The following is a 22,836-nucleotide window of genomic DNA, read 5'->3' on the forward strand; positions in this document are numbered from 1 at the left end:
CTCACCCCCCCAGCACCTGCCAGACATCCCCCGAAACATCCCGCCGCTCCACATGCGCGCGGTGCCACAACGCGTAGAACAGCAGGTGCCAGGCGGCGAAGCCGCGGTGCTTGTCGCCGGCGGCATTCCGGAACAGCGCGGCCACGCGATCCGGCTTCGCCACCTCCGCCACCCCCGGCTGCGCCGCCACCAGCGGGCCGAGGCGGTCCCCCACGCCGCCGATCCAGGCCGCGACCGGCACGGTAAAACCCTGCTTCGGCGCAAAGGGTTTTGAAGCCGGCGCATGCCGCGCCATCCAGGCCCGCAACAGCCATTTGCCGGTGCGGCGGCGCACCTTCAGCGAATCCGGCAGGCGGAAGGCGGCCTCCGCCACGGCGGGGTCGAGGAAGGGCGTGCGGCCTTCCAGCGCATGCGCCATCAGGCAGCGGTCCAGCTTGGCCAAAAGGTCGTTCGGCAGCCAGTCGGCGATATCGGCGGCCTGCGCGGCCTGCAGGCGGGTGCGGCCGGGCAGGGCGGTGGCGGCCTCGGCAGCGGTGATGCCGTCCCGCCAGGTGCGGGGTGCGTCGCGCAGCACGTCCTTCACATGGTCGAAGGCGCCGGTGGCGCGCGGCCGGCGGCCCCAGAGCCACCAGGGGCGCATGGCGCTGCGGTAGCGGCCATAGCCGCCGAACAGCTCGTCGCCGCCCTCGCCCGAGAGCACCACCTTCACATCCTGCCGCGCCCGACGCGCCAGGAACCAGGTGGGGATGATGGCGTAGTCCGCCGCCGGATCATCCATCGCCGCCACGATTTTCGGGAGTTCGCGCCAGACCTCGGCCTCGGTCACGGTGATGGTGGTGTGGCGCGCGCCATGCGCCTTGGCGGCGGCTTCCGCGGCGGCGCGTTCATCGGCCGCGCCGGGCACGTCGAAGCTGGCGGTGAAGGCGCGCACGGGCTGGCTGTTGAGGCGCGCCATCATCGCCAGCACGGCCCCGGAATCGATGCCGCCCGAGAGGAACAGGCCATAGGGCACGTCGGCGCGCTGGTGCAGGCGCACGCTGTCCTCGAAGGCGGCGTCCAGCCGCGAAAGCGCCTCCTCCTCCGTCACCGCCACCGGCCCGCCCTCCGGCAGCGCGGCGCGACGGTGCCGCTCGACGATCGCGCCATCGGCGATCACCACGGTCTCGCCGGGAAGAATTCGAGAAATGCCGGCAAAGATGGTCTCGGCGCCGGTGGTGAATTGCAGTTGCAGCAGCTCGTCCCGCGCCTCCGCCCGCACCACCGGCTGCACCAGCCCGGCCGCCAGCAGCGCCTGGGGCTCGGAGGCGAAGGCGATGCCGCCGGCGACTTCCGCGATGTACATCGGCTTGATGCCGAAGGGATCGCGCGTCAGCACCAGGCGGCGCGTCGCGCGGTCGTGCAGCGCCATGGCGTACATACCGCGCATCGCCTGCGCCATCGCCGCCACGCCGTCGCGGCGATAGAGGTGCAGCGGCGGCTCGCAATCGGACCCCGTCGCGCAGACCAGCGCATGCGCCTCGCGCAGCTCGATGTAGTTGTAGACCTCGCCATTGGCGACGAGGGTGCTGGGCCCGGCAAACAGCGGCTGGTCGCCGGTGGCGAGGTCGATGATGGCGAGGCGGTTATGCGCCAGGCCGACATTGTCCGCGACATGCACGCCCTGCCCATCCGGCCCGCGATGCGCCAGCGCGGCGAGCATGGCGTGCAGGATCTTCCGGTCAGGCGTCAGGCCCTGCTTCAGCGCCAGGCCGGCAATGCCGCACATCTAGGCCCGGTCCTTTCGTGCCGCCGCTTCGTCCAGGAATTTTGCCCAGGCGGCCAGGGCTGGCGCCTCCGCATGGCGCGCCAGGAATTCGGCACGGCCGGCGGCAGCCAGTGATCCCGCGCGCGCGGGGTCGTCCAGCAGGCCCGCAATCGCCTCCGCCAGGCCAGCGTGGTCGCCGATCGGCACCAGCCGGCCCGTCTCGCCGTCCCGCATCACCTCGCGCGGCCCATCCGCCGCGGTCGCCACCACGGGGCGGGCGGCCGAAAAGCCTTCCAGCACCACATTGCCCAGCGGCTCGATGCGCGACGGCACCACCAGCATGCGGCTGGCGGCGAGCAGCGCGCCGACATCCTGGCGCCAGCCGAGGAAGGCCACCCGTCCACCCAGGCCCAGTTCCCCGGCCAGCCCTTCCAGCGCCGTCCGCTCCGGCCCCTCGCCCGCCAAGGCGAGATGGACTGACGGCGGCAACAGCGCCAGCGCGCGGAGCAGCGTGGAAAAATCCTTGTTGGGGTGGAGGCGGCCCATGGCCAGCAGGGGCACCGCGCCGGGCGGAAGGGGCAGGGTGGCGGGGGGTGCGCCGGCGAGGTCCGCGGCGAAATTGGGCACCAGCCGCACGCGGTCGGCCGGCCAGCCCTGCGCTGCGATCCAGTCACACAGGCCCTGGGTATTGGCGGCCAGCAGGTCACAGGCGCCGTAGTGCCGCAGCGCATAGGCGCCGCCCAGCCGCCCGGCCATGGCCCAGCCATCCCCGGGCCGGCTGGCCGCGCGGGCGAAGCCGGCGGCGCGGTTCATCCAGGCCACCACCACCTGCGGCCGGAAGCCGAGCAGCGCGCGCCGCAGCCGGCCCGCCGTCAGCCAGTCCAGCGGCCCGCCGAAGCCGAGCTGCAGCGGCGCCAGCCCCCCGGCCGCAAGCCGCGCGGCGCGGCCGGGTTCGCGCCGGATCACCGCCAGCACGTCCAGGCCGGCATGGTGCTGGGCGAGGACCAGGCGCTCGAAGAACCCCTCGGCGCCGCCCTGCACGGCGCCGGCCATGATATGCGCCACCCTCATGCGGCGAGCAGGCGGTTGGCCGCGGCCAGCACGCGGGATTGGGGCAGGTCGGTCATCGGCGATTCGAATGGCGGGCCATCGGCCTCCACCGCCAAGGCACGCGGGCCGCAGGGGCCGTATTCCGCGGCGCTGCTGCGGCCGAACAGGCCCAGGGTCGGCGCGCCGGCCGCGGCCGCCATATGCATCAGGCCGGAATCATTGCCGAGATAGAGCGCGGCGCGGCGCAGCACCGCGGCCACTTCGGGCAGGCTCAGCCGGCCGACCAGGTCCACGGCCTCCGGGAAGGCGGCGAGCACCGGCGCCGCCATCTCCCGCTCCAGCGCGCCGGGCGCGCCGAGGACCGCGATGCGCGCCCCCGCCAGGCTGCCGCCTGGCGCCGTCAGCGCCCTGGCCACATGCACGAAGCGATCCGCCGGCCAGACCTTTTCGGACCAATTGGCGGTGGGCCCGAGCACCAGCCAGGGACCGCCGGGCAGGAGGATTTTGGCCCGGGCCTCATCCTCCGGCGCGGTCCAGACCACGGGCAGCGGCGGCGGCGAAAGGTTCAGCAGCGCGCCCAGATGGACCAGCCGATGGCCTGCGCGCCGGCCGCCCTTGCCCGTCAGCCGGCGCCGCGCCGGCACCATCCAGGCCAGCGCCGAGGCGCGCAGATCCACCACCAGGTCCCAGCGCGTGGTCGCCACCTGGCGCCAGAGGTCGAGCCAATGCAGCGAAAGCCGACGCTTGGCGAGCACGATCAGCCGCTCCAGCCCCGGCATGCGGGCGAAGATCCCGGCCGCCGCCGGGCCGCAGGCGACCGTGATCCGCGCCCCGGGATGGGTGCGAAGCAGATGGTCCAGCAGCCCGGTGGAGAGGACCGCATCGCCGATCCGGGTGGCGGTGACGAAAAGGATGCGCATGCAGGGCCCGCGCATAGCACACCCGCCGGAATCGCCCCAACCGGGGGCCATCGGGGAGATTGCATCGGCGCAGGGGCTGGCCCATCTCGGCTGCATGCCGATAGCCCATCTGACCGGACGTGGCGTTGTGGAGGTGGCGGGACCCGACCGCATCGCCTTCCTGCAGGGCCTTGTCTCCAACGACGTCGCCGCCGCCGGCCCCGGCCGCGCGGTCTGGGCCGCGCTGCTGACCCCGCAGGGCAAGTGGCTGGCCGATTTCTTCGTGATGGCGGAGGGCGAGCGCCTGCTGCTGGATGTGGAGGCGGCGCAGGCGCCGATGCTGGTTCAGCGCCTGACGCGCTTCCGGCTGCGCGCCAAGGTGACGCTGCGCGAGGCCTCCACCGAATTTGCCGTGATGGCCGGCTGGGGCGACAGCGTGCCGCCGGCCGGCCTGCTGGCGGCGCCGGATCCGCGGCTGCCGGAGGCCGGCTGGCGCGGCCTGTCCCCCCTGGTTCCCGCCGCGGATGCGGAGGAGGCCGATTGGGACCTGCACCGCCTGCGCCTCGGCCTGCCCGACGGCTCCCGCGACCTGGAGCCGGAGAAATCCGTGCTGCTGGAAGGCGGCTTCGATGAGCTCGGTGGCGTGTCCTGGACCAAGGGCTGCTACATGGGCCAGGAGCTGACGGCGCGGACCAAGTATCGCGGCCTGCTGAAGCGCCGCATCGTGCCGGTGACGGTGGAAGGCGGCCTGCCGCCGCGCGGCACGCCGGTGCTGCGGGAGGGTGTGGAGGTGGGCGAGATGCGCTCGGCCCGCGATGGCCACGGCCTGGCATTGCTGCGGCTGGATGTGCTGGCGGCGGGCGGCGCGCTGACCGCGGGCGGCGCGGTGCTGACGCCGCGCGTGCCCGGCTGGATGAAGCTGCCCGCGCCGGTGGCGTGACCCGGGAGGAGCCGCTTTCGGGCGGCCGCGACACGCGGGACGTGGTGCGCATCGGCGCGACGGTGCGGCGCCCACGCAAAGCTTCTTCCGATTTCGTGCGGCACCTGCTGCACCACCTGGAACGGGCGGGCCTCGCGGGCGTGCCGCGCCATCTGGGCCGGGACGAGGCGGGGCGGGAGGTGTTCAGCTTCATTCCCGGAGAGGTGCCCGCGAAGTTCCGCCACTTCGCGGACGGGCAGGTGGCGGCCGCCGCGCGGCTGCTCCGCGGCTTCCACGAGGCCACGCGCGGCAGCGCCCTGGCAGGCGCCAGCCCGGTGGTCTGCCACCACGATGCCGGGCCGAACAACACGGTGTTCCAGGCCGGTCGCCCGGTCGCCTTCATCGATTTCGACTATGCCGCGCCGGGCGAGCCGCTGGAGGACCTGGCCTATATGGGCTGGAGCTGGTGCCTCTCCTCCCGCCCCGACCGCGGGCCGCCCGAAATCCAGGCGCTTCAGCTGCGGGTCCTGGTCGATGCCTATGGGCTGGAGGCGGCGGGGCGGCAGGCGCTGGTCGCGGCGATCCTTCGGCGGCAGGCGGCGAACAGGGCGCTGTGGGAGAGCCGCCTGACGCAGTTCGACGGGCCGCCGACGCCGGTGGCCAGGATCCAGGAGGTGATCGACTGGTCGGAGCGCGAGATGCGCTTTACGGCGGCGCATGCCGCGCTGTTTGGTGGGGCGCTGTAGGTTCTCAGGCCGCCTGTCGCTCGGCGGCGCGCATCGCCGCCGCAAGGTCGTGGTCCAGCTGCAGGTTCAGCCAGAAGCGCGGTGTATTGCCGAAGCGCCGGCCCAGCAGGATCGCGGTCTTGGCGGTGATGGTGCGGGTGCCGTTCAGGATGCCGGTGACGCGGTTCGGCGGCACCCCCAGCTCACCCGCCAGCCGCAGGGCGGAGAGGTCGAGCCGTCCATGAACTCGGCCCGCAGGACGGTCCCGGGCGTTACATCGTCCAGGCGCGCGCCGCTGTCGATGTCGGACGCCTCGACCTGCCCAGCCTCCAGCTTGGCGCGCGGAATGCCCTTCACCCCGCCGCCGCCTCGATCTCCGCCCGCGTCATCAGATCCGCGTATTTCTGGCCCATGTCGAAGAGGTTCGCCTCATGCGGCCCGATCGCGCGGTCGCCGACGCAATCGGTCGCCACGATGGTCCGGAAATTGTGCTGCAGGCTGTCCACCACCGTGGCGCGCACGCAGCCGGACGTCGTGCAGCCGGTGACCACCAGCGTATCGGCGCCCTGGTAGCGCAGCCAGCTCGCGAGGTTGGTGTCGAAGAAGCCGCTGGCGCCCTGCTTGCGGACGATGTGCTCGCCGGCCACCGGGGTTAGCTCCGGCACGATCTGCGATAGCGGCGAATGCTCGGTCAGCTTCAGCAGGGACGGCGCCTTCAGCGTGAAGACGCCGGCATCGGACCCGTCATCCGCATAGACCACGCGGGTATGCGCCACCGGCCATTTGTGGGCCCGCGCGAAGGCGAGCAGCTTCACCGTCTCTTCGATGGCCGGCCCGATATTGCCGCCGCCGAAATGCGCGGGATCGGCAAAACCCACGACGAAATCGACCATGACCAGCGCCGGCCGCTTTCCCATGCCGGCGGTCTGGCCCATGCCCTGGCGGTGGTAGATCTCGGCCTCGGGATGTCCGCTCATGCCACGTTCTCCAGGTCGCGCAGGGATTGGATCATCGAGGAGCGCAGCAGATAGGCGCGGTGCTTCGCGGGATCGGCGACGGTTGCGCGCAGCTCGTCGTGATAGGCCTGGCGCACCGCGGGGTCGCGCTGGTTCAGGATCTGCCGGTTGCGCAGCGCCTGCTGCTGCACGACGTCGAGCGCCACCTTGCGGCGCTGGCGCTGGTAGCGGCCCATGCTCTCCAGCGGCGCGCCCTGCCAGACCTTGGTCAGCTTCTCGGCCAGGTTGAAGGCATCGTGGATGCCGCCATTCATGCCCATGCCGCCGAGCGGGTTGTTGATATGGGCGGCGTCGCCGGCGAGGAAGATGCGGCCATGGACATAGTCGTCCACCACCCGCTCATGCACCCGGTAGCCGGTGCGATGCACCACCTCGTAGCCCGCCGGATTGGGCACCACCGCCTGCAGCCGCGCATTCATCCGCGCCGGCGCCGTCATCGCCTCCTCCGTCTCGGTCGGATCTGTCGGGAAGAGCACGCGCCAGAGGGAGGCGGTGCGCAGCAGCACGAACCATTCCTCGGGGTCGGAGATGTAGGAGATATCGGCGAGGTCCGGGATCGCCTCATGGAAGGGGAAGGTGGTCGACAGCGACAGGAAGATCTCCGGGATCGTCTGGCCGCGGAATTCGGTGCCCACCGCGCGGCGCACGGCGCTGCGCGCGCCATCGGCGCCGATCAGGTAGGAACCCGAAAGCTTCTCCGTGCTGCCATCCGCGCGCTCGATGGTCAGCGTCACGCCATCGGCATCCTGCGCCGCATCGGCCGCGCGCGCATCGTAGATGAAGGTGACGTCCGGATTCGCCGCCATGCGGTCGCGCAGCATCTGCGTCAGCCTCCACTGCTCGCATTGCAGCCGGTAGGGATGGTTCGTATCGGCCGAGAGCAGGCCCATGTCGAAGGTGGCGATCGGGCCGGTGGCGCGGTCGCGGAACTGCCAGTTCGGGCAGACCAGCCCCTGTTCCACCAGGCTCTCCACCACGCCGAACTTGCCGAGCATGTCGAGCGTCGGCGGGTGGAAGGTGGAGGCGCGGAGATCCGTCGGCAGGTCCTTCGCCTGCTCCACCACGGTCACGGGAATACCCTCTCCGGCCAGATAGGCGGCGGCAACCATGCCGACGGGGCCGGCACCGGCGATGAGGACGGGAAGGGGCTTGGCCATGGGCATACTCGGCTGTGTTGTCCGGACAATGACGCCTCGGCGGGTTCCGGGAAAGGGGGCTGGCCGCTTGTCTGGGCGCGGGCGCGGCGCATCTGAGGGGGATGAACCTCCCCTTCCTGTCCAAGCCGCCCCGCATCGCCGTGCTGCGCCTGTCCGGCGTCATCGCCGCCCGCGGGGCGAGTGCCTTCGCTGGCCCCGGCATCAGCGCCCAGGCCACCGGCCCGCTGATCGACCGCGCCTTTGGCATCAAGCGGCTGGCGGAGCTGGCGCTGGTGATCAATTCGCCCGGCGGGTCGCCGGTGCAGTCCAGCCTGGTGGCGCAGCGCATCCGCCGGCTGGCCGACCAGAAGAAGGTGAAGGTCACCGCCTATGTCGAGGATGCCGCGGCCTCCGGCGGCTATTGGCTCGCCTGTGCGGCGGATGAGATCGTGGCCGACCCCGCCAGCATTTTGGGGTCCATCGGCGTGATCAGCGCCGGCTTCGGGCTGGAGGATGCCATCGGCCGGATCGGTGTGCGCCGCCGGATGCACACGGCCGGCAGTGAGAAAAGTTTTCTCGATCCCTTCGGCCCGGAGCGGCCGGAGGATGTGGCGCGGCTGGAGCAGCTGCTGGCCGAGTTGCACGAGACCTTCCGGGACTGGGTGCGCAGCCGGCGCGGCACCCGGCTGAAGGCGCCCGAATCGGAGCTGTTCAGCGGCCGCTTCTGGTCCGGCCGGCGGGCCGTGGAGCTGGGCCTGGCCGACCGGCTGGGGGAGGTGACGGCGGAGCTCCGCGCCCGGCATGGCGAGAAGGCGCAGCTTTTGGCCATCGGCCCGCGCCGCCCACCCTGGCCGTTGCGGCTGCTCTCGGGTGCCGCCCTGGCGGAAGGCGCCATGGCGGCGGTGGAGGACCGCGCGGCCTGGGCGCGGCTGGGGCTGTAGCGCGGACCGTTTACGGGCCGGAAAGAAATCTGCTGCCAGTCTCGGGGCTTCCGCAGCGGGAGCCCACCAAAATGGCGCACCTCCTTCCCCGTCGCCTGGTGCTGGCCCTGCCGGCCCTGGCCCTTTCGCACCGGGCCCGCGCGGCGGAGCCCCTCGTCATCGGCGGCAGCGGCCCGGTCCTCGCGGCAGCGCGGCTGCTGGTGGAAGGCCAGCCGGGCGCGGAGGTGCTGGACAGCCTCGGCACCCGCGGCGGGCTGCAGGCGCTGCGCGATGGCACCATCCAGCTCGCCCTCTTCGCCCGCCCGCCCAATGCGGAGGAGCGCGCGGCCGGCATGCAGGCGCTGCATCTGGGCGACAGTCCGCTGGTCGCCGCCACCCGCGCCGGCCCCGCCCCGCCGGCACCGATCGAGATCGCCAGCCTGATGGGGCTGATGGATGGCAGCCGGCCGAACTGGCCGGATGGGCGGCCCGTCACCGTCATCCGCCGCACGGCGCCGGAGATCGACAATGCCGAGCTGGCCTCCGTCTCCCCCGAGATGGCGGCGGCGGTGCAGGCAATGCTGGCGCGGCCCGGCCCGCGCACCGCGCGCACGGCGCAGAACAATGGCGAGGCGATCGAGCGGGAGGCCGGCACGCTCGGCTTCATCACCTTGGGCCAGGCGATGACGGAACGGCGCCAGATCGCGCAGGTACCGGTGCAGGGCCTGGCGGATGGGCGGGACTGGCTGGTGATGAAGCGCTTCTTCGTCGCGCATATGGCGGATGCCACCGCCCCGGTGGTGGCGCTGGCCCGGCGCATGGCCTGGGAACAGGGCGGGGCGCGGCTGGGCACGCTCGGCTTCCGGGCCGCCATCCTGCCGCAGTCCGGCACCGGAAGTTGAAGGCGGGGGGCGCTACCGCTCGCTGAACAGGACGCCGCCCTTCGCCTTCGAATCCTTTGCCGCCTCGACGATCTGGATCGTCACCGCCTCGGCCGCCACGCCGAAATTCTACACCATCGCCTCCGTCATGTCCTTGACCAGGCCGCGCTTCTGTTCGGTGGTGCGGCCGGCAACGGCATAGATGATGATCTCGGGCATGATGGTCTCCTTTTCCCCCGCATCCTGCGTCCCCTGGCGGCGGAGGCCAAGCGCGTGGCGGTAGTGCTGCTGCCCGGCTTCATGCTGGATGCCGGGCTCTGGGACGAGATGGCGCCGCTGCTGGCCCCCCTCGGCCCCATCCATCATGGCGACCTGTTCCAGGACGGCACGCTGGAGGGAATGGCGGAGCGTGTGCTGGCCGGAGCGCCCGCCCAGTTCGTGCTGGTCGGCTTCTCCATGGGCGGTTTTGTCGCGCGCGAGGTGGCGCGGATGGCGCCCGGGCGCGTGCAGGCCCTGGTGCTGGTCGCGACCTCGGCGCGCGGCGACAGTGCTTCGCAGCAGGCGCGGCGCGGCGCGATCTCCGGCCGGGCTTTTCGCGGGATGAGCCGCAGCGCCATCGCCCGCGGCCTGCATCCGGACCGCGCCGGGGATGCCGCGCTGGTGGACCGGCTGCGCGGCATGGGGGACCGGCTGGGCGGGGAGGTTTTCGGGCGGCAGTCGCTGCTCCCCCGCCCCGCCTTCGACACGCGCCTGGGCGAAATCGCCTGTCCGACCCTGGTGGTGGCCGCCGCCCAGGATGCGCTGCGCAGCGTGGCGGAGTCGCAGGAACTGGCGGCCGGCATCCCGGGCGCCCAGCTCCGCATCATCGAGGGCAGCGGCCACATGATTCCCATCGAGGCGCCGGGGGAACTCGCCCGGCTGATCCTCGATTTCACCGGGCCAGCATTGCGCCAAGCCTGATCCGGGGCGAGAGAGGCGCGCCGCATCCCCAGAAGGCTGCCCGATGACCCAGGACGAAGCCGATATCCGCCAGCTGGTCCAGCGCTGGTTCGACGCGACCCGCGCCGGGGACCTGGAGACCGTCGCCGGGCTGATGACGGAGGACGTGGTCTTCATGGTCCCGGGCCAGGAGGCCTTCGGCCGCGAGGCCTTCCTGGCCGCCGCCCAATCCATGCAGGGCGTCCGCATCGAGGGCGCCAGCACGGTGCAGGAGGTGGAGGTGCAGGGGAACCTCGCCTGGGTGCGCGGCCAGGTGAATGTCGCCGTCACCCCCTGGCATGGCGGGGTCATGAAGCACATGGCCGGCAGCACGCTCTCCATTTTCCGCCGTGGGCCGGATGGCGCCTGGCGGCTGGCGCGGGATGCGAACCTGCTTACGCCGGGCCCGGCTGAGTCGACACCTGCCTGATCCAGTCCGGCAGGTTGTAGTGGGTGGCGATGCGGGCGATTTTTCCCGCCCGGATCGTCAGGAAGGCGCCGGCGGGCAGGGCGTAGCGCTGGCCATTGGCCTCGGGCAGGCCTTCCTCGGTGCGGAGATACTGGCCGAGCACGGTGAATTCGGCGGCGGCGCGGGTGCCGGTGGCATCGACCATCACGACCAGGTCCGCGAGAGTCTCGGCATAGGCGGCGTCCATCTGCGCCATGAACTGGGAAAAAGCCGGCTTGCCGGTGCGGCGGGCGCCCTGGTTCGGGTCATGGACCACGTCCTCGGTCAGCAGGGCCAGCATGGCGGCGCGGTCGCCGGCATTGAAGGCGTCGTAATAGGCGCGGATCAGGCGCTCGGTCTCGGTCATGCACGGGGCCCCTTGCTTGCCGGTTTACCCGGCGGGGGGGTATTGAAGCGGTCGAAACCTCCCCGGCAAGACCCGCACCCGGCATGTCCGCAAAACCACCCTCCTTCCAGGACATCATCCTGCGCCTCCACAATTTCTGGAGCGCGCAGGGCTGCCTGATCCTGCAGCCCTATGACATGGAAGTCGGCGCCGGCACCTTCCACCCGGCCACCACGCTGCGGGCGCTGGGCACGAAGCCCTGGTCGGCCGCCTATGTGCAGCCCTCCCGCCGGCCGTCGGATGGCCGCTACGGCGAGAACCCGAACCGGCTGCAGCACTACTACCAGTACCAGGTCATCATGAAGCCGAGCCCGGCCGATGCGCAGGACCTGCTGCTGGCCAGCTATCGCGACCTGGGCCTCGATCCGATGAAGCATGACTTCCGCTTCGTCGAGGATGACTGGGAAAGCCCGACGCTCGGCGCCTGGGGGCTGGGCTGGGAGATCTGGTGCGACGGGATGGAGGTCGGCCAGTTCACCTATTTCCAGCAGGTCGGCGGCATCACCTGCGAGGTGCCCTCCTTCGAGATGACCTACGGGCTGGAACGCCTGGCGATGTTCATCCAGGATGTGGACGACGTCTACGAGCTGGATTTCAACGGCCGCGGCGTGAAGTACGGCGAGGTGTTTCGCCGCGCCGAGGTCGAATACAGCCACCACAATTTCACCGGCGCCGATACCGCGATGCTGTTCCAGCACTTTGCGGATGCGGAGAAGGAATGCCAGTCGCTGCTGGCCTATGACCCGCCGCTGGCGCTGCCGGCCTATGACCAGTGCATCAAGGCGTCTCACCGCTTCAACCTGCTGGACGCCCGCGGCGCGATCAGCGTGACAGAGCGCGCCGCCTATATCGGCCGCGTCCGGGCCCTGGCGAAGGGCTGCTGCGAGGCCTGGGTCGCGGGCGAGACCGCGTGACTTTGTCGGGTCTTTCTACCATGATGCACCGCCATTCTACCATGAGGGCGCCATGGGCCAGTTGAACATCAAGGACGATGCGCTGATCGCCGATGCCAAGGCGCTGGCGGAGTTGCTGGGCACCAGCACCACCGCCGCGCTGCGCGAGGCGGTGCAGGGCCGCCTGGCCGCGGAGCGTGCGGCGCGGGAGGACAAGGTGCGCCGGAAGTACGAGGCGCTGATGGCGACCGGGCGGGACTCCGCCAGGCTGTTCCCGCCGGGCAGCAGCAGCGACCACAGCGACCTCTACGACGAGAACGGCCTGCCCAGGTGATCGTCGATACCTCCGCCTTCATGGCCATCCTGCAGCAGGAGCCGGAAGCCGAGCGCTTCACCGCGCTGCTGTCCGAGGCGCCGGAAGTGGCGATCTCCGCCGCCACCTTGCTGGAATTGGGCATGGTGGCCGAGGGCAAGGCGGGCCCCGCGATCCGGTCGCGCGTCGACCGGATCCTGGTGGATGCGGAGGCGGAGGTGGTGCCCTTCACCGAGGCCCAGGCGCGGCTGGCGCTGGACGCCTGGCGCCGCTTCGGCAAGGGCCGCCACAAGGCCGGCCTGAATTTCGGCGACTGCTTCGCCTATGCCCTGGCGCGGGAGCGCAATGCGCCGCTGCTGTTCAAGGGCACCGATTTTTCCGAGACCGATGTGAAGGCCGCGATCTGATGCCGGAGTTTCTGCTCGAACTCTTTTGCGAGGAAATTCCGGCGCGCATGCAGGCGCGAGGTGCCGAGGACCTTGCCAAGGTCTTCGCCACCGCCGCGGCGCCGCTGCTGGAAGGCGCACCGAAACCCTTCTACGGGCCGCGGCGCATTGGCCTCTCCGCCACGCTGCGCGCCGAGGTGACCACCGAGGGCAAGGAGGAGCGCGGGCCGCGCACCGCCGCGCCGCCTGCGGCGCTGGACGGCTTCCTGCGCAAGCATGGCGCAACGCGGGAGCAGCTGGTGGAGCAGAACGGCTTCTGGGTGCTCCAGAAGCCGGGCGAGACCATCGCCGCCGCCGCGCTGCTGGCGCAGGTGCTGCCGGGGCTGGTGCAGAATTTCGGCTGGCCGAAATCCATGCGCTGGAACGGCCCCTTCACCTGGGTCCGCCCGCTGCACCGCATCCTGTGTCTGCTCGACGGCGCCGTGGTGCCCTTCGCGATCGAGGCCCTGCCGGGCATGGCGAGCGGCAATCTGACGGAAGGCCATCGCATCATGGCCAGCGAGAACCGCGTTTTTGCGGTGACGGGCCTGGCCGACTATGAGGCCGGCCTCCGCGCCCGCTTCGTCGAGCCGGATGCCGGCGCGCGCATGGCGCTGATCGAGCAGGGCCTGGCAAAACTGGCCGCCGAACAGGGCATCGCCGTGGTGCCGGATCGCGGGCTGCTGGAGGAGGTGGCCGGGCTGGTCGAATGGCCGGTGCCGCTGCTGGGTCGCATCGATGACGCCTTCATGGACCTGCCGCCGGAGCTGATGCGCACCACCATGCGCGTGAACCAGCGCTATTTTTCAATGACGAAGCCGGAAGGCGGCGCCGCGCCCTTCTTCGGCCTGGTCGCCAATATCGCCGCGACCGATGGCGGCACCACGCTGATCGCGGGCAATGAGCGCGTGCTGCGCGCCCGCCTCTCCGACGCCCGCTTCTTCTGGGACCAGGACCGCAAGCAGCGGTTGGAGGATTTCCTGCCGAAGCTGGAGTCGGTGGTCTTCCATGCGAAGCTCGGCACCCAGGGGCAAAGGGTGGCGCGGCTGGAGCGGCTGGCGCGCTGGCTGGCGCCGCATGTCGGCGCCGATCCGGCGCTGGCTGCGCGGGCCGCAAAACTGGCCAAGGCGGATCTCGCCTCGGGCCTGGTCGGCGAATTCCCCGAATTGCAGGGCACCATCGGCCGCTACTACGCGCTGCACCAGGGCGAGAACCCGTTGGTGGCGGAGGCGATCGGTACGCAGTACCGGCCGCTCGGCCCGGGCGATGCGGTGCCGAGCGAGCCCGTCGCCATCGCCGTGGCACTGGCCGACAAGCTCGACATGCTCGCCGGCTTCTTCGCCGTCGATGAACGTCCGACCGGCTCCGGCGACCCCTTTGCGCTGCGCCGCGCCGCCCTCGGCATCATCCGCATCATCCGCGAGAACCGCCTGCGGCTGCGCCTGGAAGACGCCCTGGCCGAGGCCTTCTTCGGCTTCCCGCAGGCGCTGGGCGAAACCGCGAACCCCGAATTCGGCATGGCCGTCGCGCAGGACAAGCTGAAGACCGGCTGGCAGCCCGCCCCCCGCGGTGCCCATCCGCCCATGGTCGCCGCCTTCGCCGCCGGGCTGCTGGACTTCCTCGCCGAACGCCTCCGCGTCCAGCTCCGCGCCGAGGGCGCGCGCCACGACCTGGTGGCCGCCGCCTTCGGCCAGGGCGGGGAGGACGACCTGTTGCGCCTGCTGGCCCGCGCCGAGGCGCTGAAGGCGCTGGTGGAAGGCCCGGACGGCCCCAACCTTCTGGCCGCCGCCAAGCGTGCGGCGAATATCCTGCGGATCGAGGACAAGAAGGACGGCCCCCACGCCGGCCCCATCGACCCGGCCCTGCTGGTGGCGCCGGAGGAGCAGGCGCTGGCCGCGGCGCTCGACCAGGCCGAGCCCCTGGTCGCCCAGGCCTTGCTTGCCGAAAACTTCGGCGCCGCCATGTCCGCCCTGGCCGCGCTCCGCGCCCCGCTCGACGCATTTTTCGAAAAGGTCATCGTCAACGACCCCGCGCCCGCAACCCGCGCCAACCGGCTGCGCTTGCTCGCACGGCTCAGGGGCGGCATGGATACGGTCGCAGACTTTTCCAGGATCGAAGGCTGAGCCACGGCGCCCCCCTCCCACTCCCCTGGGAGGCTCCGTAACAGTCCAAACAGGAGAACGCCGTCCAATGACTCAATGGGTCTACAGCTTCGGCGCCGGCCATAACGAAGGCCGTGCGGATATGCGCAATCTCCTGGGCGGCAAGGGCGCGAACCTGGCCGAGATGGCCAGCATCGGCCTGCCGGTGCCCCCCGGCTTCACCATCACCACCGAGGTCTGCACCTACTACTACGATCACGGCCAGTCCTACCCGCCGGAGCTGCGCGCCGCCGTCGACACCGCCCTCGCCCGGGTGGAAGCCGCGGTCGGCGCGAAGTTCGGCGACCACCACAAGCCGCTGCTCGTCTCCGTCCGCTCCGGCGCCCGCGTCTCCATGCCCGGCATGATGGACACGGTGCTGAACCTCGGCCTGAACGATGCCACCGTGGAAGGCCTGGCCGCCGCCTCCGGCGATGCGCGCTTCGCCTGGGACAGCTACCGGCGTTTCATCCAGATGTTCGGCTCCGTCGTGCTCGACGTCGACCATCACCGTTTCGAGGAAATCATCGAGCATGTGAAGCTCGATGCCGGCGTGTCCGAGGATACCGACCTCACCGCCCAGGACTGGCACCGCGTGGTCGCCGGCTACAAGGACATGGTCGAGGAGGTGACGGGCAAGCCCTTCCCGCAGGACCCGCATGCGCAGCTCTGGGCCGCGATCGGCGCCGTCTTCGGCAGCTGGATGAACCCGCGCGCCAATACCTATCGCCGCCTGCACGACATCCCCGCGCAATGGGGCACCGCCGTGAACGTCCAGGCGATGGTCTTCGGCAATATGGGCGAGGATTGCGCCACCGGCGTCTGCTTCACCCGCGACCCCTCCACCGGCGAGAATTTCTTCTACGGCGAATACCTGATCAACGCCCAGGGCGAGGACGTGGTGGCCGGCATCCGCACGCCGCAGCCCATGGCCGAATCCCGCGCCAAGCCCGGTGAGCGCAGCATGGAAGTCGCCATGCCGAAGGCCTATGCCGAGCTCGTCGCCGTCCGCGAAAAGCTCGAGAAGCACTATGCGGATATGCAGGACATCGAGTTCACGGTGCAGCAGAACAAGCTGTACATGCTGCAGACCCGCAACGGAAAGCGCACCGCCGCCGCCAGCCTCAAGATCGCCGTCGACATGGCCCGCGAAGGTCTGATCGACCGCACCGAGGCGATCAAGCGCGTCGACCCCAAGGCGCTGGACCAGCTGCTGCACCCGACGCTGGACCCCAAGGCGCCGCGCAAGGCCATCGCCAAGGGCCTGCCCGCGAGCCCCGGCGCGGCCTGCGGCGTCATCGTCTTCTCGGCGGATGAGGCCGAGGCCCGCGCCGCCAAGGGCGAGGCCGTCATCCTGGTCCGCATCGAGACCTCGCCCGAGGACATCCACGGCATGCACGCCGCCCGCGGCATCCTCACCACCCGCGGCGGCATGACCAGCCACGCCGCCGTGGTGGCCCGCGGCATGGGCCGGCCCTGCGTCGCCGGCGCCGGCTCCGTCACCGTGGACTATGCCGGCCAGACCCTGACCGCCGGCGGCAAGCGCCTGGCGGCCGGCGAGACCATCACGCTGGACGGCGCCACCGGCGAGGTTTTTGCGGGCACCGTGGCGATGATCGAGCCGCAGCTTTCCGGCGACTTCGCCACCCTGATGGAATGGGCCGATGGCGTGCGCAAGATGAAGGTGCGCGCCAATGCCGAAACCCCGCTGGACGCCGAAACCGCCCGCAAATTCGGCGCCGAGGGCATCGGCCTCTGCCGCACCGAGCACATGTTCTTCGACCCGGAGCGCATCGGCGCCGTCCGCCAGATGATCATGGCGGATACCGAGGACGGCCGCCGCGACGCCCTCTCCCGCCTCCTGCCCTTCCAGCGCGAGGATTTCCTCAAGCTGTTCCGGATCATGGCGGGGCTGCCCGTCACCATCCGGCTGCTCGACCCGCCGCTGCACGAATTCCTGCCGCACAAGGACAGCGAAATCGCCGAAGTGGCGCAAAGCCTGGGCGCCGATGTCGCGGCCATGCAGCGCCGCGCCGCCGACCTGTCCGAAGCCAATCCGATGCTCGGCCACCGCGGCTGCCGCCTCGGCCTGACCTATCCCGAAATCTACGAGATGCAGGTCCGCGCCATCTTCGAAGCGGCCATCGCCATCGCCCAGGAAACCGGCAAGGCGCCCGTGCCGGAAATCATGATCCCGCTCGTCGCCCTGCGCCGCGAACTCGAAATCCTGCGCGCCCTGGTCGACCGCGTGGCCCAGGAAGTCTTCGCGGAAACCAAGTTCCACATCCTCTACCAGGTCGGCACGATGATCGAACTGCCGCGCGCCGCCCTGATCGCCGACAGCATCGCCGAATCCGCGGACTTCTTCTCCTTCGGCACCAACGACCTGACCCAGACCGTCTTCGGCCTCTCCCGCGACGACGCCGGCAAGTTCCTGCCCTTCTACGTCGAGAAGGGCATCCTGCCGAAAGACCCCTTCGTCTCCATCGACATCGATGGCGTCGGCGCCCTGGTGCAGATCGCCGCCGAACGCGGCCGCAAGACCAAACCCGACCTGAAACTCGGCATCTGCGGCGAACACGGCGGCGACCCCGCCTCCATCCACTTCTGCGGCGCCACCGGCCTCGACTACGTCTCCTGCTCCCCCTACCGCGTCCCCGTCGCCCGCCTCGCGGCGGCCCAGGCAGCCCTGACCGGCACGGGCGGGGATCGGACGGCCTGAGACGGCACCGAAGGTCGGCGCTGTTGATTGCAGGGGGCGCTGCCCCCTGCACCCCCGCCAAAGGGACAGGGGTCCCTTTGGAAACCCATTCAGGGGTAGGCGAGGGTTCGAAGGGGCCACTGCCCCTTCGCGGGAGGGTGCAGGGAGGGCAGAGCCCTCCTTGCAACCACCCGCGCCCACCTTCACGCCCTTCCGAGGCCACCCCGATGTCCCACCCCCGCCTGTCTGCGCTGATTGTGGCGCGGAATGAGGAGCAGCGATTGCCGGCGTGTCTGGCGTCGGTGGCCTTTGCGGATGAGGTGGTGGTGGTGCTGGATCGCAGCACGGATGGCTCTGCGGAATTGGCGCGGGCGGCCGGGGCTGTGGTGTTGGAGGGTGCCTGGGAGTTGGAGGGGGAGCGCCGGAATCTCGGCATCGGCGCCTGCACGGGCGACTGGGTGCTGGAGGTGGATGCGGATGAGCGGGTCAGTCCGGATCTGGCGGTGGCCATTCGGCGTGTGATCGGCGAGTCGGGTTTCGCCTGGCATCAGGTGCGGGTCGATAATTATGTGGGGGATCGGCTGATCCGGCATGGCTGGGCCGGCAGTTTCGGCACGACGTCCGTGCCGCGGCTGTTCCGGCGCGGGGCCAAGCGGTGGCGGGCGCAGCGGGTGCATCCGGGGTTGGACTGGGTGGGGCAGGAGGGGCCGCGGATCGAGCAGGGGGCGCTGGTGCATCTGGTCGACCGGGATGTCTCGGACATGCTGCGGCGGCTGGACAAGTATTCCTCGGCCAAGGCGGCGGATCTTTTGGCGAGTGGGGATATCGGGTCCCTGGCCGGCAATCTGCGGCGTTTCGTCTCGCGCGGCTTCAAGTCCTATGTGAGCCGAAAGGGATATCGGGAGGGGGGCTGGGGCGTGCTGCTGGCCTTCTGCACGGGCGCTTTTCCGCTGCTGTCCTATCTGAAGGCGCGGCTGGAGCCGGAGCGGCATGGGGGGCGCCGTTCATGAAGGCTGAGGTGATGCCCTGGCGGCGGAGTGCGGCGACGCCGGTGGCGGTGCTGCTGGCCGTGGCGCCGGCGATGGCCGTGCTGCAGTTCCGGACCATGGCCCTGGCGGTGACGCTGGCGCTGTTGGCGGCGGTGGTGACGCATCGCCTGGCGCGGGGGGCTTGGCCCTGGCCGCGCATGAACCCGGTGGCCTGGCTGGCGGTGGCGCTGCTGGGCTGGTGCGGTGTGGCGGCGCTGTGGTCGCCGGAGCCGGTTCGGGCCTTGCAGACCATCGGCGGGCTGGCGGCGCTGCTGGGCCTGGCGCTGATGACGGCGCGCGCCCTGGCTGAGGAGGCGGCCGGGCGCCGGCTGGCTTTCGCGCTGGCGGGGGGTCTGGCGCTGGGGCTCGCGCTGGCGGCGCTGGATCATGCGACGGGCAATTGGCTGCGGCTGGCGGTGCGCGGCTTTCCGGAGATGCCGGCGATCAGTTTCGGGTTGAAGCCGGCGGTTTCCCTGATGGTGTTGCTGCTGCCGCTGGTGGTCGCGGTGCCCATGGCCTGGGCGCTGCGGGCGGTGCTGCTGGCGGCGGGGCTGGCGGTGGCGCTGTGGCTGCCGGCGGATTCGGCCAAGATCGCGGCGGTGGCGGGGCTGGTGGCGGCCGGCGCGGTGGCCTTGCTGCCGCGGGCGGCGCCGCGGCTGGCGGCGCTGGCCTTTGCCGCCTTCAGCCTGGCCGCGCCGCTGGTCTTCGCCTTCGGCCTGTCCCAGGCGCCCTCGCTGGAGCCGATCCCGCGCTCCGCCGCGCATCGGGTGCTGATCTGGGATTTCGTGGTGGATCGCATCGCGGAAAAGCCGCTGCTCGGCTGGGGGATGGAATCCAGCCGCGCCATTCCGGGGGGCAGCGATACTTTCGGCGTGGAGACCCTGGACCGCTATGGGCTGAATTCGCCCGAGGCGCGGCACTGGTTCGGCCTGCCCTCGGCGCGGCGCCTGCCGCTGCATACCCATAACGCGGCCCTGCAGATCTGGCTGGAGCTGGGGCTGGTGGGGGCGCTGCTGGGCGCGGCGCTGGGGGCGGCAGCGCTGCTGGCGGCCGGCGCCAGCCCGGCCGGCTTCGGCATGGCGGTCTCGGCCGTGGTGACGGGGCAGCTTTCCTTCGGTGTCTGGCAGCCCTGGTGGGTGGCTTCCGTCCTGCTGGCCGCGGTCGTGGCGGGGGCGCTTCGTAAAACCTAGCCCATGCAGCGCATGAACAGCGTCGAGGGATGGGCGATCTCGCCCACCTCGGCGGCGGTGCGTGGCGGGCCGGCGGCGAGGCTGGGCGTGACCCCGGCGGCGCGCAGGAATTCGACCGCCTCGTTGCCCTTCACCGCGAAGTTCACGTTCTGCGGGATATCGCCGGTGCGCTGCGCCACGCGGGCGGCGTTCAGCTTGGAGACGATGACGCCCACCACCTGGCCGGACAGGTCCAGCAGTGGCCCGCCCGAATTGCCGGGCTGCACCGGGGCGGAGATCTGGAACTGGCGCTGGTCATCGGCCAGGCCGGCCAGGGCCGAGACCTCCCCCGTGGTCAGGGTGGGGCCGGAGGAGAGCATGCCGGCGAGCGGGAAGCCGTAGGTCACCACCCCCTCGCCCCGGCGGATGTTCATCTCCCGGCGGAAGGCCAGGGGCGGGCCGGAATCGGGCGGCACCTCGATCAGCGCGAGGTCGCGCTCGCGGTCCGAGCGCAGCACCCGGGCGCTGACATCCTGGCCCGATGCGGTGCGGACGCGGACGGCGCGGCAGCGGTCCACGACATGCGCGTTGGTGAGCGCCCGGCCCTGCGCCACCACGAAGCCGGTGCCGGAGGAAACCATGCGCCCGGAGCCGGCGGAGGGTGGGCTGCCTGGCTTGCCCGCCTGCGGTCCCGGCACGCCGCCCGGAACCCCCACGGGTGGCAAGGCGGGGGGCTTGGTGGTGGGCAGGGGCGGGAAGCCGGATCGGGCGCCGGGCTGGCCGGCCGGCGGGGGCTTGCCCTGGCCGAGGGCGTCGCCGCCCGCCAGCAGGCCGAGCAGCAGGGCGGGGAGCAGCGTGAGGGAGCGGTGCATGTTCTTCCACCATGCCGAGTCCCGCACCCGGCGGTCAATCGCGGGGCCGGGTCGCGCTACAGCAGCCCCTCGCGCCGGAAGGACAGGTGGCGGCCGTTGCCGACGATCAGGTGGTCATGCACCGTGATGCCCAGGACGCCGGCCGCGGCCTTCACTTCCTGCGTCATCTCGATATCGGCGCGGGAGGGGGTGGGATCGCCGGAGGGGTGGTTGTGCACCAGGATCAGCGCCGTCGCCTCCAGCTCCAGCGCCCGCTTCACAACCTCGCGCGGATAGACCGGGGTATGGTTCACGGTGCCCCGCGCCTGGGCCTCGTCGGCGATCAGGCGGTTCCTCGAATCGAGGAAAAGCAGGCGGAACTGCTCGATGGGATCCCGGGCCAGGGCGGCGTTCAGGTAGCCGATCAGCCGATCCCAGTTGTTCAGCACCGGCTGGTCGAGGATTTCCGCCCGCATCAGCCGCAGCGCCGCGCCGTGGACGGTCTTCAGGGCCGCGGCGCCGGCCTCCCCCATCCCCTCCACCTCGGTCAATTCGCGCACCGGCGCGGCGATGGCCTTCGCAAAACTGCCGAAGCGGGCCAGCAGGGCTCGGGCGATGGGCTTGGTGTCGCGCCGCGGCAGGGCCTGGAACAGCAGCATTTCCAGCATCTCGTGGTCCAGCAGGCTGTCGGGGCCGGCGGTCAGCAGGCGCGTGCGCATGCGTTGGCGGTGGCCGAGATGGCCGGGTGGGGCGGCGTCCTCCGGTGCTGTCGACAGGGCGGTGCTGAACAGCCCGCCAAAGCTGGCGCTCGCCTCCGAGAATTGCGGCTTCCGGGCCATCCTGTCCCCTCTGCTTCCGCACCGATGGTGCAACGAAGGGATAGGATATTCAACTGCGGCGTTCACCAGCCGAAGACGACGGCCCCCATGATGCGGCCCGGCAGCAGGGTGAAGCCGCCGGCGATGATAAGCCCGCCGAGATAGAGCGAGGCCATGGCCCGGTGATGCGCCCGGATGCGGCCGCGCCGGGCGGACAGCACCGCGATCGGCAGCAGGACCACCACCCAGCCCGAGATCAGGTGGATCCAGGAGAGATGCCCCTTCGTGGCGATCCAGAAGGAGGAAAGGGCGACCACCGCCATCAGCACCACCCAGGTCCAGCCCATGATGCGATGGCGGCCGCGCCCCTTGGGGGCCAGCAGCTGGACGCCGCCCAGCAGCAGCGCGCCGAGGGCGGCGAAGGCATGCAACTGGATGACGGGAGGGGCGGTGAGCAGCGGGGCGAGCGTCATGACGGCTTCTGTGTGAATGTGACAAACATTCACATACAGGGCCGCAGCCAGTCCCGTCAAGCCGGAAATCCGGCCTGACGGGGGAACCTTGAAAATCAGGCGTAGGGCGGGCGGTGCAGCCCGATGGGGGAGAGGGTGAAGATCTCCGCCCCCTCCTCCGTCACCCCGACCATATGCTCGAATTGCGCCGAGAGGCTGCGGTCGCGGGTCACCGCGGTCCAGCCATCGTCCAGCACCTTCACCTCCGGCCGGCCGGCATTCACCATCGGCTCCACCGTGAAGAACATGCCGGGCTTCAGCACCGGGCCTTCGCCGGGGCGGCCGAAATGCAGCACGTTCGGCGGCTCGTGGAAGCGCCGGCCGATGCCGTGGCCGCAGAAGTCCCGCACCACGGAGAAGCGGTTGCGCTCCACATAGGCCTGGATGGCATGGCCGATATCGCCGAGCGTGGCACCCGGCTTGATGGCGGCGATGCCGCGCATCATGGATTCGTAGGTGACATCCATCAGCAGCCGCGCCTTGGTCGAGGGCGCGCCGGCCACATACATGCGGCTGGTATCGCCGTGCCAGCCATCGAGGATGACGGTCACGTCGATATTCACGATATCACCCTCCAGCAGCACCCGCTCGCCCGGGATGCCGTGGCAGACCACGTGGTTGATCGAGGTGCAGGAGGATTTGGTATAGCCGCGATAGCCGAGCGTGGCCGGGATCGCGTCATGCGCCAGGATGAAGTCGTGGATCAGCCGGTCGATCGCCTCGGTGGTGATTCCCGGCTGCACATGCGGGGTGATCATGTCGAGGGTCTCGGCCGCCAGGCGGCCGGCGCGGCGCATGCCCTCGAAATCCGCGGGGCTGTGGATGGTGATGCGGCGGCTCTCGCCGCCCTGCTGCTCCATGAT

General features: G+C 71.0%; 25 protein-coding genes. 13 read left to right on the top strand and 12 right to left on the bottom strand.

Going from position 1 to position 22,836, the window contains the following annotated elements:
- Window position 1 precedes the first annotated feature (1 nt).
- The 3 genes from asnB to ACTIF1_RS19120 are packed head-to-tail and all read right to left on the bottom strand — an operon-like array spanning window position 2 to window position 3,714.
- On the bottom strand, window positions 2-1,765 hold the full coding sequence (gene asnB, locus ACTIF1_RS19110) for an asparagine synthase (glutamine-hydrolyzing) (RefSeq protein ID WP_439598052.1): 1,764 nt from the start codon (window positions 1,763-1,765) through the stop codon (window positions 2-4).
- A complete protein-coding gene (locus ACTIF1_RS19115) occupies window positions 1,766-2,815 on the bottom strand; it encodes a glycosyltransferase (protein ID WP_439598053.1) in 1,050 nt (349 codons plus the stop codon).
- Entirely contained in the window at window positions 2,812-3,714 is a 903-nt protein-coding gene (locus tag ACTIF1_RS19120; RefSeq protein ID WP_439598054.1) for a glycosyltransferase family 9 protein, read from the bottom strand. The genes ACTIF1_RS19115 and ACTIF1_RS19120 overlap by 4 nt, the downstream gene beginning before the upstream one ends.
- 94 nt (window positions 3,715-3,808) lie before the next feature.
- Here ACTIF1_RS19120 and ygfZ point away from each other — a divergent pair, with 94 nt between their 5' ends.
- Both ygfZ and ACTIF1_RS19130 read left to right on the top strand, forming a co-directional pair.
- On the top strand, window positions 3,809-4,633 hold the full coding sequence (gene ygfZ, locus ACTIF1_RS19125; RefSeq protein ID WP_439598055.1) for a CAF17-like 4Fe-4S cluster assembly/insertion protein YgfZ: 825 nt from the start codon (window positions 3,809-3,811) through the stop codon (window positions 4,631-4,633).
- On the top strand, window positions 4,630-5,358 hold the full coding sequence (locus ACTIF1_RS19130) for a phosphotransferase (RefSeq protein WP_439598056.1): 729 nt from the start codon (window positions 4,630-4,632) through the stop codon (window positions 5,356-5,358). The genes ygfZ and ACTIF1_RS19130 overlap by 4 nt, the downstream gene beginning before the upstream one ends.
- A gap of 4 nt (window positions 5,359-5,362) precedes the next feature.
- Here the strand turns inward: ACTIF1_RS19130 and ACTIF1_RS19135 are convergent, their stop codons facing one another.
- The 3 genes from ACTIF1_RS19135 to ACTIF1_RS19145 all read right to left on the bottom strand — a co-directional run bounded on the left by ACTIF1_RS19135 (window position 5,363) and on the right by ACTIF1_RS19145 (window position 7,510).
- Window positions 5,363-5,533: a HigA family addiction module antitoxin gene (locus tag ACTIF1_RS19135; RefSeq protein WP_439598057.1), complete on the bottom strand. Its 171-nt coding sequence runs from the start codon at window positions 5,531-5,533 to the stop codon at window positions 5,363-5,365.
- Between the two features lie 157 nt (window positions 5,534-5,690).
- Window positions 5,691-6,314, bottom strand: a complete 624-nt coding sequence (locus tag ACTIF1_RS19140) for an isochorismatase family protein (protein ID WP_439598058.1) — start codon at window positions 6,312-6,314, stop codon at window positions 5,691-5,693.
- Complete coding sequence (locus tag ACTIF1_RS19145) at window positions 6,311-7,510, bottom strand: FAD-dependent oxidoreductase (protein ID WP_439598059.1); 1,200 nt, start codon at window positions 7,508-7,510, stop codon at window positions 6,311-6,313. The genes ACTIF1_RS19140 and ACTIF1_RS19145 overlap by 4 nt, the downstream gene beginning before the upstream one ends.
- A gap of 101 nt (window positions 7,511-7,611) precedes the next feature.
- On the opposite strand from ACTIF1_RS19145, the gene ACTIF1_RS19150 reads away from it, so the two are divergent.
- Entirely contained in the window at window positions 7,612-8,430 is an 819-nt protein-coding gene (locus ACTIF1_RS19150) for a S49 family peptidase (RefSeq protein WP_439598060.1), read from the top strand.
- A gap of 71 nt (window positions 8,431-8,501) precedes the next feature.
- Window positions 8,502-9,311 (top strand): substrate-binding domain-containing protein, encoded by an 810-nt coding sequence (locus tag ACTIF1_RS19155; protein ID WP_439598061.1) that lies wholly within the window; start codon window positions 8,502-8,504, stop codon window positions 9,309-9,311.
- A gap of 108 nt (window positions 9,312-9,419) precedes the next feature.
- Here the strand turns inward: ACTIF1_RS19155 and ACTIF1_RS19160 are convergent, their stop codons facing one another.
- Window positions 9,420-9,509, bottom strand: a complete 90-nt coding sequence (locus ACTIF1_RS19160) for a tautomerase family protein (protein ID WP_439598062.1) — start codon at window positions 9,507-9,509, stop codon at window positions 9,420-9,422.
- Window positions 9,510-9,563: 54 nt separating this feature from the next.
- Here ACTIF1_RS19160 and ACTIF1_RS19165 point away from each other — a divergent pair, with 54 nt between their 5' ends.
- Together ACTIF1_RS19165 and ACTIF1_RS19170 are read left to right on the top strand one after the other, a co-directional pair.
- Window positions 9,564-10,250 (top strand): alpha/beta fold hydrolase, encoded by a 687-nt coding sequence (locus ACTIF1_RS19165; protein ID WP_439598063.1) that lies wholly within the window; start codon window positions 9,564-9,566, stop codon window positions 10,248-10,250.
- A gap of 43 nt (window positions 10,251-10,293) precedes the next feature.
- Window positions 10,294-10,698 (top strand): YybH family protein, encoded by a 405-nt coding sequence (locus ACTIF1_RS19170; RefSeq protein ID WP_439598064.1) that lies wholly within the window; start codon window positions 10,294-10,296, stop codon window positions 10,696-10,698.
- Here the strand turns inward: ACTIF1_RS19170 and ACTIF1_RS19175 are convergent.
- A complete protein-coding gene (locus ACTIF1_RS19175) occupies window positions 10,664-11,083 on the bottom strand; it encodes a ketosteroid isomerase-related protein (RefSeq protein ID WP_439598065.1) in 420 nt (139 codons plus the stop codon). The genes ACTIF1_RS19170 and ACTIF1_RS19175 overlap by 35 nt on opposite strands.
- An 83-nt stretch (window positions 11,084-11,166) precedes the next feature.
- On the opposite strand from ACTIF1_RS19175, the gene ACTIF1_RS19180 reads away from it, so the two are divergent.
- The 7 genes from ACTIF1_RS19180 (at window position 11,167) to ACTIF1_RS19210 (ending at window position 19,813) form a co-directional block, all read left to right on the top strand.
- Window positions 11,167-12,036, top strand: a complete 870-nt coding sequence (locus ACTIF1_RS19180) for a glycine--tRNA ligase subunit alpha (protein WP_439598066.1) — start codon at window positions 11,167-11,169, stop codon at window positions 12,034-12,036.
- 52 nt (window positions 12,037-12,088) lie between these two features.
- Window positions 12,089-12,349 carry a type II toxin-antitoxin system VapB family antitoxin gene (locus ACTIF1_RS19185; RefSeq protein WP_439598067.1) on the top strand — a complete coding sequence of 87 codons (261 nt, stop codon included), beginning with the start codon at window positions 12,089-12,091 and terminating at the stop codon, window positions 12,347-12,349.
- Window positions 12,346-12,735 (top strand): type II toxin-antitoxin system VapC family toxin, encoded by a 390-nt coding sequence (locus tag ACTIF1_RS19190; RefSeq protein ID WP_439598068.1) that lies wholly within the window; start codon window positions 12,346-12,348, stop codon window positions 12,733-12,735. Before ACTIF1_RS19185 ends, ACTIF1_RS19190 begins: the two co-directional genes overlap by 4 nt.
- Window positions 12,735-14,876, top strand: a complete 2,142-nt coding sequence (gene glyS, locus ACTIF1_RS19195; protein ID WP_439598069.1) for a glycine--tRNA ligase subunit beta — start codon at window positions 12,735-12,737, stop codon at window positions 14,874-14,876. Before ACTIF1_RS19190 ends, glyS begins: the two co-directional genes overlap by 1 nt.
- A gap of 67 nt (window positions 14,877-14,943) precedes the next feature.
- Window positions 14,944-17,616, top strand: coding sequence for a pyruvate, phosphate dikinase (gene ppdK, locus ACTIF1_RS19200; protein ID WP_439598070.1), 2,673 nt, complete (start codon window positions 14,944-14,946; stop codon window positions 17,614-17,616).
- 206 nt (window positions 17,617-17,822) lie between these two features.
- Window positions 17,823-18,605, top strand: coding sequence for a glycosyltransferase family 2 protein (locus tag ACTIF1_RS19205; protein ID WP_439598071.1), 783 nt, complete (start codon window positions 17,823-17,825; stop codon window positions 18,603-18,605).
- Window positions 18,602-19,813 carry an O-antigen ligase family protein gene (locus ACTIF1_RS19210; RefSeq protein ID WP_439598072.1) on the top strand — a complete coding sequence of 404 codons (1,212 nt, stop codon included), beginning with the start codon at window positions 18,602-18,604 and terminating at the stop codon, window positions 19,811-19,813. Before ACTIF1_RS19205 ends, ACTIF1_RS19210 begins: the two co-directional genes overlap by 4 nt.
- Here ACTIF1_RS19210 and ACTIF1_RS19215 read toward each other — a convergent pair.
- The 4 genes from ACTIF1_RS19215 to map all read right to left on the bottom strand — a co-directional run bounded on the left by ACTIF1_RS19215 (window position 19,810) and on the right by map (window position 22,833).
- Window positions 19,810-20,664 carry a S1C family serine protease gene (locus ACTIF1_RS19215; protein ID WP_439598073.1) on the bottom strand — a complete coding sequence of 285 codons (855 nt, stop codon included), beginning with the start codon at window positions 20,662-20,664 and terminating at the stop codon, window positions 19,810-19,812. The genes ACTIF1_RS19210 and ACTIF1_RS19215 overlap by 4 nt on opposite strands.
- A gap of 56 nt (window positions 20,665-20,720) precedes the next feature.
- The gene (radC, locus tag ACTIF1_RS19220; RefSeq protein ID WP_439598074.1) at window positions 20,721-21,482 is read right to left on the bottom strand and encodes a RadC family protein; all 762 of its coding nucleotides are present in this window, start codon (window positions 21,480-21,482) and stop codon (window positions 20,721-20,723) included.
- 62 nt (window positions 21,483-21,544) lie between these two features.
- Window positions 21,545-21,934 carry a DUF2306 domain-containing protein gene (locus ACTIF1_RS19225; protein ID WP_439598075.1) on the bottom strand — a complete coding sequence of 130 codons (390 nt, stop codon included), beginning with the start codon at window positions 21,932-21,934 and terminating at the stop codon, window positions 21,545-21,547.
- Window positions 21,935-22,029: 95 nt separating this feature from the next.
- Window positions 22,030-22,833, bottom strand: coding sequence for a type I methionyl aminopeptidase (gene map / locus ACTIF1_RS19230; protein ID WP_439598076.1), 804 nt, complete (start codon window positions 22,831-22,833; stop codon window positions 22,030-22,032).
- Window positions 22,834-22,836 lie beyond the last annotated feature (3 nt).

This window comes from Falsiroseomonas sp. (assembly GCF_051860665.1).
In the GTDB taxonomy this organism is placed as follows: Bacteria; Pseudomonadota; Alphaproteobacteria; order Acetobacterales; family Acetobacteraceae; genus Falsiroseomonas.